Genomic DNA, 11,460 nt, shown 5'->3' on the forward strand with positions numbered 1-11,460 from the left:
GCTCGACCTCAAACTGTTCACACCTCGCACCGCGCACCCCGCACGTTGCACGCTCGCACCTCGTACCCCCCACGCCTCGCACCTCGTACCCCCGGCGCCCCGCACCTCGCACCTCGCACCCCCAGCGCCTCGCACTCCGCACTCCCATGCCTCGCACTCCCACACCCCGCGCTGTACCCCGCATGCGACCAACAGCGCTGGGCCTCATCGAAACTCGGCCTCGACGGGTGCCGACGTCGCGATGTCTCACACCACCCGGGGCCACGCGTAACAGGGCCACGCTCGTCCGATTGCGCTCGATCCGCCTTCAACACCTGACCACCAGCTCCCCGCCCGGCCTAAGGGGACACTTTCCGCTCCGACCGCGCCGAACCGGGGCGTCACGCGCCGAAACTGTCCACCTAGACCGGGCACCGCTCGCAACAGATCGCCAACATGCGACCAATAGCGCTGGGCCCCACCGCAGCTCGGCCTCGATGGTCGGGCGTCTCGATGTCTCACGCCGCCGAGGAAGGCATTCCTCGCCGAGCTGCAGCGGCGGCTCGCCACGGAACTCGAGGAACCCGCACACGACGACTCCACCCGGAGGTTCGTTTGGATGCAGGCAGCTGTTGATCGGCACCTCAGTCGCCGCGCCCGCCGTCGCCGCGGTCATCGGGTAACCCGTTACGCGCCGCCGGCCCGCCTTCATCACCTGACCAAGCTCCGACCGGCGACCAGTCCGGCCTGAGCGGACACTCTCCGCTCCTACCGGGCTGAATCGGGCGTCATGCGCCGAAAACTGTCCGCCTCGACCGGGCACCACTGCAGATCGCCAACCTGAAGCCAATGGTGCCGGGCCTTAGCCCAACTCGGCCTCGACGAGGTGCCGACGTCGCGATGTCTCACACCACCCGGGGCCACGCGTAACAGGGCCACGCCGGACCGATTGCACTCGATCCGCCTTCCACACCTGACCACCAGCTCCCACCAGCGACCCGCCCGGCCTGAGCAGACACATCCGCTCCGACCGGGCTGCACCAGACGATGTTTCCCGAAGACTGTCCGCCTAGAACTGGTCCTGCTCGTAGTCGGACGTGAGGAACTCGTCCGAGTGGGTCGCGCCGATGACGTCGGGGGTGGATTCGCCGAGCGGGCCGGTGAGATCGTCGTTGCCGGTGGCGCTTTGGTAGGGCTGCACTGTGCGGGAGTGCTCGTCGTCGCTGCGTTGGCCCGCAGCGCCCGCGCCGCCGCCCATGAAGCTGTTGCCCGCGCCGGCCGTGGTGGTACTGGGCGAGCCGGTCGAGGCGGGGCCGAAGCCGGTGCTGCCGGGGACGCCGCTGATCGGACGGACCGGCGCCATGCTGGTGCCGGGCAGCGCGGTGGCCTTGGGCACCGAGGGGACGCTCGGGGTTCCGTTGCGGCTGGGGCTGCCCGTGCCGGTCCGGCTGGGGCTGCCGGGCACGCCGGTCGGGGTGCCGTGGTTGGTGGTGCTCGGGCTGTTCGTGCTGTGCACCGACGCCGGCGTGGTCGAGCTCGGGGTGCCGGTGGTCGAGTTGAGACCGGCGGCCTGGGTGGCGGTGTCGGACGCGGTCGACTGGGCCTGCTCGAGCAGCGGCTGGCCGACGTTCTGCGCCAGCGCCTGCGCGACCTCCTGCGGCGCGGGCCCGCCCCCGGGTGCGACCAGCTGCTGCACCATGCCGCTGAGCTCGCCCGTCTTCCCCGCGAGATCGCCGCGGGTGGCATTGACGATGCCGACGGCCTGGCCGAGATGCTCGGTCGCCGAGGCCATCAGCGTGGCCTGGGCGGGCGGGGTCAGGATCACCGGCGCCATCGCCGCCGCCTGCGTGGCGAAAGACGAAGCGACCGTGAGCAATTGAGCGTTCCCCTGTTGCACCACCGCGGCGGCGCGCTGGGTCAGCTCGGAGATGTCGATGCCGCGCTTGCTGGTCTCCTGGCCCTCGACATTGGCCTGCTGGCTGGTGGCCTGCGCGTTGCGCGCGGCCTGGCTCTGCCACAGCTGTTCGACGGTGGTCATGCTGCCCTTGCCGACCTGCATCGCCATGTCGATGACCTTGGACGACTGGCTCAGGATGGCGGTCGGGTCGAACGCGCCGATGACGCCCGTGCCGAAGCTGCTGAGCAGGTCGAGGATCGGCTTCATCAACAGGTCGACGCCGGGCAGCGCGGGCACGGAGACGCCCTGCATGAGCGCGGCGACCGGGTCGGCGGGCAGTGCGGGCAGCGAGGTCGGGATGGCGGCGGTCGCCTGGCTCACCGCGGCGGCGACCGTGCTCGGCGCGGAGCCGACGGCGCCGTTCAGCACGCCGGCGGCCTGGTCGAGCGCCTGGTTCACTGGGGCCGCGACGTGTTGCAGCGCGGTGTGCGTGTCGCCGAGCAGGGCCGAGACATCGGACGGGACACCGGCGATGCTCTGCGCGTCCGGCGTCGGGTTGCCGTTGAGGCCGGGCAGCCCGGCCGGCGTGGCGAGCGCGGCATGCTGGTCGTCGCTGATCCGCTTGGACAGCACGAACTCCGGCGGTTCGATGGGCGGCATATCGTCGGGCACCTGCCCGAGCGGGACGTCGAGCACGGCCTGGGCGGCGGCGTTCTGCGCGCTGTCCAGCACGGCCTGCTGACCGATGGCCACGTTCTGGTCGGCCGCGTGCGCGACGGCGAGTTCGTCGGGCGCGATCACCCCGGTGTCGAGTGGCTTCATACGGCGCCGCCGATCTGGTTGCCGATGGCGTTGAGCGCGCCGGCACTCGACCAGTCGGTCGCGTCGTACGCGGCGGCCGCGCTGAACGCGGACTCGGAGAGCTTGCTGTACTTGGCCGAGAGATCGTTGATGTCCTTGGCCTGCAGCACCTGTGCCGCCGCGAACATCGCCAGGTAATCGGCCCCGATCAAACCGAACACCGGCACGAGTGCCGACACGTTCTTGACCGCGTCGAAATTACCCGCCCCCGCAAGATCACCGGCGATGCCCGCGTTCGTGGCGGCGAACGCCCGGACCGCGTCGGTCTCTACCGAGAGATCACTCATCGAGTTGCCCCCCAAATCGTCGTGCACATCAGTGTCGTCAACTTCATCGTCGTCACCGTCTGCCCATTGCCGAACGGCATGGCCGCTACGGTTGGGCTCAATATAGCCGACGGTACCGGCAACTTTCGAGCCCATCGGCGCGTTCACAGAGGGAATAGGAAGGAACTGGAACGTGTTGCAAATTAGAACAAGTTCTATATTCTCGATGCCATGAAGGTCGCAGTGACCGGCGCAGCCGGCTACCTTGGCACGAATCTGCTCCGCCTGCTCGTCGCGCGTGGCCACGAGGTCACGGCCATAGATCGGGTGGCGCCACAGACGACGGAGCCGAACGTCACCTGGGTGAGCGGAAACGTGCTCGACCCGGCGTCGATGCGGGAAACCCTGCGCGGCGCGGAGATCGTCTACCACCTGGTCGCGGTGATCACCCTCGCGGAGAAGAACGACCTGGCCTGGCGAGTGAACACCGAGGGCGTCCGAGTCGTCGCCGAGGCCGCGCTCGAGGTCGGCGTGCGGCGCATGGTGCACGCCAGCTCGATCCACGCGTTCAACCAGTACATCTGCGGCGGGCACATCGACGAGAACGCCCCGCGCTCCACGGAGAACTCCCTGCCCGTCTACGACCGCTCCAAGTGGGCGGGCGAGGTCGCGCTGCGCGAGGTGATCGACAAGGGCCTCGACGCGGTGCTGTGCAACCCCACCGGCGTGTTCGGCCCCCTCGACTACAGTAGGCCGCTCTCGCGCATCAACCGCACGCTGCGCGACGCCGCGCAGGGCCGCATCCCGGCCATGATCGGCGGCGGCTTCGACCTGGTCGACGTGCGCGACGTCGCGGAGGGTCTGATCCTGGCCGGCGAACGCGGCCGCACCGGCGAGAACTACCTGCTCGGCGGCGAGATGATCTCGATGCTGGACCTGTGCCGCCTCGCCGCGGGCCACGGCGGCAAGCGCGGCCCCAAGTTCTCCATCTCCCCCAAGCTCGTCGCAGGCGTGATCCCCGTACTCGCGCCGATCGGCAAGCTCTTCAAATCCGACATCGTCTCGAAAGCCGCGCTAGGCGCGCTGATCTCGGCCCCCGTGGTCGACCACGGCAAGGCCGAGCGTGAACTGGGCTACCGCCCGCGCTCCACCGACGAGACCGTCCGCGATTTGGTCGCGTTCTTCGCCGATCCGACACCGGCGACTCCGGACACTCGCCAGATCGCCTGAGAGCGAAGGAGTTTCGAGGCGACTGGCAGGCCCTGCCAGTCGCCTTTTCTCTGCGCGGCAGAGAGGCGCTGCCAACTTTCGCCAACGCCTGCCATCTTCGAAACGGCACTGACACCGCTCGAACGGCAGGGCCTGAGGATTGCAACTCGGCCGAACATATGTTCGACTTGACGCGTGCGGTGGCAAAGCCAAACCCTGGACGCCGACGACGGCGCACTGCCCGGGCTCACCCGGGCGGGTTTGACGCGCACCGTGCAGACCCCCGAGTTCGACGGCATCACCTTCCACGAGGTGCTGTGCAAAAGCGCGCTGAACAAGATGCCGGAGAGCTCGAACCTGCCGTTCCACTGGACGATCAATCCGATGCGCGGCTGCTCGCACGCCTGCCGCTACTGCTTCGCCCGCCCCACCCACGAGTACCTGGACCTGGACGCGGGCAAGGATTTCGACTCACAGATCGTCGTGAAGACGAATATCGCCGCCGTGCTGCGCAAGGAACTCCATCGACGCTCCTGGCACCGGGAGCCGGTCGCGCTGGGCACGAACACCGACCCTTACCAGCGAGCCGAGGGGCGATATCGGTTGATGCCGGGCATCATTCGCGCGCTCACCGACTCCGGCACGCCGTTCTCCATTCTCACCAAGGGCACGCTGCTGCGCCGGGACCTACCGCTGCTCACCCTCGCCGCCCGGGAGGTGCGGGTGAGCGTCGCGGTCTCCATCGCGATCTACGACCTGGACCTGCATCGCGGACTGGAGAGCGGCACCCCCTCGCCGAAGGCCCGGCTGGAGATGGTGCGCGCGCTCACCGACGCCGGCTTCGACGTGAATGTGATGGTGGCTCCGGTCATTCCGTACCTCACCGACAGCAGGGCACACCTGGACGAGCTGTTCGGCGCGATCGCTCAGGCCGGGGCGCGCTCGGCCGTCGCCTTCCCGATGCACCTGCGCGGCAGCACGCGCGGCTGGTTTCTCGGCTGGCTCGCCGAGCAGCATCCCGCGCTGGTCCGGCGGTATCGTCAGCTCTACGGTCGTGGCGCTTATGTGACGCCCGAGTACGCGGAGTGGCTACGCGGGCGCGTCGAGCCGCTACTGCAGCGACACGCGCTGAAACGCGAAATACCGCCGCTACCGGAGACACAACCGGAAAGTCCCCACGCCGCCGACCCTCAGCTGGCATTGTTCGGCTGAGGCCACGCGCACCGGCTATCGGTGAACCCCACGCGGCACCAGCGATCCTCACATATCGGGCGGACGCACCGCGTGGTGCGGAGTAGGTTGGCGATGGCACCCCTCTCATCGACGAGGAAGTGAAGCAGGCAGATGGTTTCGCACCACAGTGATGTCGGCACGGGCCGCAACGACGACACGGCCCCCAGCGCGGCCGGCACGGTCCTCAGCGCGGCCGGCGCAGCCCAAAAGGCCGCCGACACAGCGAAATTGGAAAAGGTAGTCATTCGGTTCGCGGGCGACTCCGGCGACGGCATGCAGCTGACCGGCGATCGCTTCACGCACGAGGCGGCCGCGTTCGGCAACGACCTGGCCACCCAGCCCAACTTCCCCGCCGAGATCAGGGCGCCCCAGGGCACGCTGCCCGGCGTTTCGTCGTTCCAGATCCAGATCGCCGACTACGACATCCTCACCGCGGGCGATCAGCCGGACGTACTCGTCGCGATGAACCCGGCCGCGCTCAAGGCGAACCTGGAGGATCTGCCGCGCGGCGCGACGATCATCGTGAACACCGACGAGTTCACCAAACGCAATCTCACCAAGGTCGGCTACTCCGCCGACCCGCTCGGCGACGACACGCTCGCGGATTTCGTCCTGCATCGCGTCCCGATGACCTCGCTCACCCTCGGCGCCATCGAGTCCACCGGCGTCGGCAAGAAGGACGGCCAGCGCGCGAAGAACATGTTCGCGCTCGGGCTGCTGTCCTGGATGTACGGGCGCCCGATCGGCGGCACCGAGAAGTTCATGCGGGAGAAGTTCGCCGCCAAGCCGGATATCGCCGAGGCCAACGTGCTCGCGTTCCGGGCGGGCTGGAACTACGGCGAGACCACCGAGAGCTTCGCGACCACCTATGAGATCGCGCCCGCGAAACTGCCGCCCGGCACGTATCGCCAGATCACCGGCAACACCGCGCTCGCCTACGGGCTGGTCACGGCGGGTCAGCTCGCCGGCCTGCCCGTCTTCCTCGGCACCTACCCGATCACCCCGGCCTCGGACATCCTGCACGAGCTGAGCAAGCACAAGAACTTCGTCGTCACCACGTTCCAGGCCGAGGACGAGATCGCGGGAATCGGTGCGGCGCTGGGCGCTTCGCTCGGCGGCGCGCTCGGCGTCACCAGCACGTCGGGGCCCGGACTCGCGCTCAAGAGCGAGACCATCGGCCTCGCGGTGATGACCGAACTGCCGCTGCTGGTGATCGATGTGCAGCGCGGCGGGCCGTCGACCGGCCTGCCGACCAAGACCGAGCAGGCCGATCTGCTCCAGGCGCTCTATGGACGCAACGGCGAATCGCCGGTGGCCGTGCTCGCGCCGCGCTCCCCCGCCGACTGTTTCGCCACCGCGGTCGAGGCGGCCCGGATCGCGCTCACCTATCGCACCCCGGTGCTGCTGCTCTCCGACGGTGCGATCGCCAACGGCTCCGAACCGTGGTCGATTCCGAACGTGGCCGACCTGGCGCCGATCGACCCGGCGTTCGAGCCGGAGGGCGACGACGCCGACCCGTTCCAGCCCTACGCCCGCGACCCGGAGACCCTGGCCAGGCCGCTCGCCGTGCCGGGCACCAAGGGGCGCGCGCACCGGATCGGCGGGCTGGAGAAGGCCGACGGCAGCGGCAATATCTCCTACGATCCCGTCAACCACGAACTGATGGTTCGGTTGCGGCGGGCCAAGATCGACGGGATCGACGTGCCCGATCTCGAGGTCGACGATCCGGAAGGGCGCGCGGAACTGCTGATCATCGGCTGGGGCAGCTCCTACGGACCGATCGGTGAGGCGTGTCGTCGCGCGCGCCGGCGCGGCGTGCCGGTCGCGCAGGCGCACCTTCGGCATCTGAATCCGTTGCCCGCCAACCTCGGTGCGGTCCTGCGGCGTTATCGCACGGTCGTCGCGCCGGAGATGAACGGCGGCCAGCTGGCGCTGCTGCTGCGCGCGAAGTACCTCGTCGACGTGCAGCCGTGGACGAAGATCGCGGGCACCGCGTTCTCCGCGCAGGAACTCGTCGGGGTCATCGACGCCGCGCTCGACGGCTCGATCGAGGAGATGGAACAGGACAAGGCCTTCGCCGCGCGAGCGCGGGCCACTTACGTCACCGGGGGTACCGAATGACCATCGTGGAAACCTCACTCGTCGGCACCGATCTCGGCCTGACCGGGCTGTCCGGGGTGCCCGCCGCCGAGGGTCCGCAGAAGGTGAAGGACTTCACCACCGATCAGGAGGTGCGGTGGTGCCCCGGCTGCGGGGACTACGTGATCCTGGCGACCGTACGCGGCTTCCTCGCCGAACTCGGGTTGCGCAGGGAGAACCTGATGTTCGTCTCCGGGATCGGCTGCTCGAGCCGCTTCCCGTACTACCTCGAGGCGTACGGCATCCACTCCATCCACGGTCGCGCGCCCGCCATCGCCACCGGGCTCGCGGTGACCCGGCCCGACCTGTCGGTGTGGGTGGTGACCGGGGACGGCGACGCGCTGTCCATCGGCGGCAACCATCTCGTGCACGCCCTGCGCCGCAATGTGAACATGACGATCCTGCTGTTCAACAACCGGATCTACGGCCTCACCAAGGGCCAGTACTCGCCGACCTCCGAGGAAGGCAAGGTCACCAAGTCGACCCCGATGGGCTCGGTCGACCACCCCTTCAACACGCTCTCGATCGCGCTCGGCGCCGAAGCCACCTTCGCCGCAAGGGCTTTGGACTCCGACCGCGCGGGCCTGTCCGAGGTGCTGCGCGCCGCCGCCGAACACCGCGGCACGTCCTTCGTGGAGATCCTGCAGGACTGCCCCATCTTCAACGACGGCTCCTTCGACGCGCTGCGCCGCGACAACGCCGCCGCCCACCTCGTCCCGCTGCACCACGGCCAGCCCATCCGCTTCGGGACCGATAACGAATTCGCCGTCGTTCGAAACGGTTTCGGCCTGGAGGTAGTGCCCACCGACACCGTCGCCGAATCCGACATCATCGTGCACGACGCCCACACCGACAACCCCGAATACGCCTACGCCCTCTCCCGCCTCTCCGACCAGGGCCTGGACCACGTGGTCACCGGCATCTTCCGCAGCGTCACCCGCCCCACCTACGACGATGGGGTGCGCGCCCAGATCGCTACGGCGCGAGAGCGCAAGCCCGTTGACCAAGACTCGCTCCAGTCGCTGCTCACCGGCCCGGAAACCTGGACGGTCAGCTGACGCCGGCCCGGATCAGTTGCGCGTGTGCACCCTCGGCAGGTAAGCCCGAGCTGGCGGCAGGCCAGCTGGCGGACGAGAAATCGCTCAGGTGCGCTCGGCACGGCCGAGGTCGGCAGCGGCGTCGGTTCCTGGGCGAAGCAGCGCCTTGCTCAACTCCGGTCAGGAGGAGAGCTTCCCGGAGGCCCTGTCGACGAAGATCTGCTCGCAGCCAGCTGTGGGGACCGCGTCGGGCTGGGCCTCGGGATGCTGGTCGCGGGTGGATATCCGCCCATAGCCGATTCGCGTGCGGCGCAGTGTATTGCGAACCCCAGGCAGGTTGACATTGGCACGCACACGGCAAACTGCACAGATTCGGCGGGATCCGACCTGCGGGAATCTTCAGCACTCCAGAGTGTCTCGTGAACGTTCGTTACCGGACGCCTATCGCGCTAGATAATTTCACTATGGGGACGGATATTACGAACGTGGCGGTAGCCGCCATCACCGCGATCAGCACCTTGGGGGGCACGATCGCGGCTCAGTTCTTCGCGCTGCGGAGCAAGCGGCTGGACACTGAGATCCAGTCACGTGAGCGAGTCGAAGATCGGCGTGAAACCGCACGCAAGGATGCACTTGACGAAAAGCGTTCCCTCTACGCTGAACTGAGTACATCCGCACACTACTTCCGTACTGCTGGTCGTCGTTATCTCGCTGAGAAGGCCGCAGGTTCTGCGGACCCATCGAGGTTCGACGCCGCATGGGAGAACTTCCGAGAAGGCTATGCCCGAGCGCAGATGGTGCTCTCTGATCGCGCGATATTCGTGACATCGGAGGTCAGTCGCTGCATCGACGCGGGGTATCAGGCTGCCCTGGACGTGAGCACGGGCTCGGCAGAACGAATCACGGCTATCGACACCTACCTGAACAAGGACGTCGGCTTCGCCACCCGCACGCTGCGGCACGCCTTGCGGGAAGACGTGGGCATCGAGTTGCCTGCGCACGTCGATCTCGATGACCGGGTCGCTGAACTCGAACGCATGCGACACAACCTGTCCGGCTAGAGAACGCACCCTGGGCACGCTCGCATTCAACACCACTAGTCAGTGCGAAGACACCGTCACCTATAACTGCGAGTCACAGATCACGGCGTCGCGTTCGTGGATCAAGTTCGACGACGCCAGCCTCGATTCGGGCGCGGACTACTCCACGCGCGAATTCGTCGGTGCGGCAGCGCAAGGCCGCCGGGTGGGACTCGCTCAGGCGCGCTTGGCGAAGCCGAGGTCGATTACGGCGTCGCGTTCTTGGATCAGTTCGGCGACGGTGGCTTCGATTCGGGAGCGGGCGAAGTCGTCCAGGGGGAGGTCGGGGACGATGGTGTAGGTGCCGTTGGCGCAGGTTACGGGGAACGAGCTGATCAGGCCCTCGGGGACGCCGTATGAGCCGTCGGACGGGACGGCCATGGAGACCCAGTCGCCCTCGGCGGTGCCGCGGACCCAGTCGTGGATGTGGTCGAGGGCGGCGCTGGCCGCGCTGGCGGCCGAGGAGGCGCCGCGGGCCTGGATGATGGCGGTGCCGCGCTGCTGCACGGTGGGGATGAAGTCGTCGGTCAGCCAGGCCGGGTCATCGATGCGGTCGAGGGCCGGGCGGCCGTCGATGGTGGCGTGCGCGAGGTCCGGGAACTGGGTCGCGGAGTGGTTGCCCCAGATGGCGATTCGCGCGATGTCGGCCGCGGGCGCGCCGGTCTTCTTGGCCAGCTGTGCGATCGCGCGATTGTGGTCGAGGCGGGTCATGGCGGTGAAGCGCTCGGCCGGAACGTCCGGGGCGTTGCTCATGGCGATGAACGCGTTGGTGTTGGCCGGGTTACCGACGACCAGGACCTTCACATCGTCGGCGGCGCTGGCGTTGATCGCCGCGCCCTGCTCGGTGAAGATCGTGCCGTTGGCGGCCAGCAGGTCCGACCGCTCCATGCCCGCCGTGCGCGGCCGCGCGCCCACCAGCACCGCGATGTTGGCCCCCGCGAACCCGACCCACGGGTCGTCGCTGATGTCGATGGACTCCAACAGCGGAAACGCCCCGTCCTCCAACTCCATCGCCACACCTTCGAGCGACCCCACCGCCGCCGGAATCTCCAACAACCGCAACCGCACCGGCGTGTCCGCACCCAACATCGCCCCCGAGGCGATCCGGAACAGCAACCCATAGGCGATCTGCCCGGCCCCTCCGGTCACGGCGACGGTCACAGGCGCGTTTCGAGCTCCGGTGCTCACGAGAAAACTCCTAGCGGTAGTGGGTCTCTCGCCCACCCTAACGACTCTCACCACCCCCAAACCCCCACCGTGAGCAACGAGACAGCCGCCCACCAACTCCCCTTCCCCCCGGCGTGCCGACACGCACAACCTGCCGCCACACACAGTCGTCGCCCCCACATAACCCCGCCGACGACGCGCCAGGGTGCGGCTTGCCCAGCCAGCCCCGAGCGTGCGCTGGGCTCGCCGGGTGCGCACTACAACGAATCTGCACCACTTCCCGAGATCAACCCCTTCCAGGCGTCCACATACAGTGCAGATCCCGGAAGACGGTGCGTATCGCCAACACCACGGACGCGAGCCCGCGCTTGCCTGACGCCAGCTCCCAACAGCCGCACTGTCTCTCGGGCGCCGCACCCAGTATTGGGACCAAAAGCGAGTGCAGATCCCGAGAGACAGTGCGGAATCCCGGCACCACGCACCCAGCGGCCCACGCCCCGCGCCCCGCGCACGAACCAACAGCCGCACCATCTCTCAGGCGCCGCACCCCTTCTAGGGACCAAAAGCGAGTGCAGATCCCGAGAGACAGTGCG

At 68.2% G+C, this 11,460-nt stretch carries 8 protein-coding genes; 5 read left to right on the forward strand and 3 right to left on the reverse strand.

Annotated features, from left to right (window positions below):
- Positions 1–1,048 precede the first annotated feature (1,048 nt).
- Positions 1,049–2,698 (reverse strand): hypothetical protein, encoded by a 1,650-nt coding sequence (locus ON39_RS19890; protein ID WP_040736496.1) that lies wholly within the window; start codon positions 2,696–2,698, stop codon positions 1,049–1,051.
- Positions 2,695–3,171, reverse strand: coding sequence for a type VII secretion target (locus tag ON39_RS19895; RefSeq protein ID WP_246003145.1), 477 nt, complete (start codon positions 3,169–3,171; stop codon positions 2,695–2,697). The genes ON39_RS19890 and ON39_RS19895 overlap by 4 nt, the downstream gene beginning before the upstream one ends.
- Positions 3,172–3,234: 63 nt before the next feature.
- On the opposite strand from ON39_RS19895, the gene ON39_RS19900 reads away from it, so the two are divergent.
- The 5 genes from ON39_RS19900 to ON39_RS19920 all read left to right on the forward strand — a co-directional run bounded on the left by ON39_RS19900 (position 3,235) and on the right by ON39_RS19920 (position 9,682).
- A complete protein-coding gene (locus tag ON39_RS19900; protein WP_040736497.1) occupies positions 3,235–4,233 on the forward strand; it encodes an NAD-dependent epimerase/dehydratase family protein in 999 nt (332 codons plus the stop codon).
- A 174-nt stretch (positions 4,234–4,407) separates the two neighbouring features.
- Positions 4,408–5,424, forward strand: coding sequence for an Rv2578c family radical SAM protein (locus ON39_RS19905; RefSeq protein WP_040736499.1), 1,017 nt, complete (start codon positions 4,408–4,410; stop codon positions 5,422–5,424).
- Between the two features lie 132 nt (positions 5,425–5,556).
- The gene (locus tag ON39_RS19910; protein WP_246003144.1) at positions 5,557–7,566 is read left to right on the forward strand and encodes a 2-oxoacid:acceptor oxidoreductase subunit alpha; all 2,010 of its coding nucleotides are present in this window, start codon (positions 5,557–5,559) and stop codon (positions 7,564–7,566) included.
- Positions 7,563–8,642 (forward strand): 2-oxoacid:ferredoxin oxidoreductase subunit beta, encoded by a 1,080-nt coding sequence (locus ON39_RS19915; RefSeq protein ID WP_040736500.1) that lies wholly within the window; start codon positions 7,563–7,565, stop codon positions 8,640–8,642. The genes ON39_RS19910 and ON39_RS19915 overlap by 4 nt, the downstream gene beginning before the upstream one ends.
- A gap of 443 nt (positions 8,643–9,085) precedes the next feature.
- Positions 9,086–9,682, forward strand: a complete 597-nt coding sequence (locus ON39_RS19920; protein ID WP_040736501.1) for a BAR domain-containing protein — start codon at positions 9,086–9,088, stop codon at positions 9,680–9,682.
- A gap of 195 nt (positions 9,683–9,877) precedes the next feature.
- Here ON39_RS19920 and ON39_RS19925 read toward each other — a convergent pair whose 3' ends face one another.
- On the reverse strand, positions 9,878–10,888 hold the full coding sequence (locus ON39_RS19925) for a malate dehydrogenase (RefSeq protein WP_040736502.1): 1,011 nt from the start codon (positions 10,886–10,888) through the stop codon (positions 9,878–9,880).
- Between the last annotated feature and the right edge of the window lie 572 nt (positions 10,889–11,460).

It is taken from the genome of Nocardia tenerifensis NBRC 101015 (assembly GCF_000308715.1).
GTDB classification, from domain to species: domain Bacteria; phylum Actinomycetota; class Actinomycetes; order Mycobacteriales; family Mycobacteriaceae; genus Nocardia; species Nocardia tenerifensis.

Coding starts and splice junctions, on each gene's coding strand:
- ON39_RS19890 (WP_040736496.1), bottom strand. CDS start 2,698: ATGAAGCCACTCGACACCGGGGTGATCGCGCCCGACGAACTCGCCGTC.
- ON39_RS19900 (WP_040736497.1), top strand. CDS start 3,235: ATGAAGGTCGCAGTGACCGGCGCAGCCGGCTACCTTGGCACGAATCTG.
- ON39_RS19910 (WP_246003144.1), top strand. CDS start 5,557: ATGGTTTCGCACCACAGTGATGTCGGCACGGGCCGCAACGACGACACG.
- ON39_RS19915 (WP_040736500.1), top strand. CDS start 7,563: ATGACCATCGTGGAAACCTCACTCGTCGGCACCGATCTCGGCCTGACC.
- ON39_RS19920 (WP_040736501.1), top strand. CDS start 9,086: ATGGGGACGGATATTACGAACGTGGCGGTAGCCGCCATCACCGCGATC.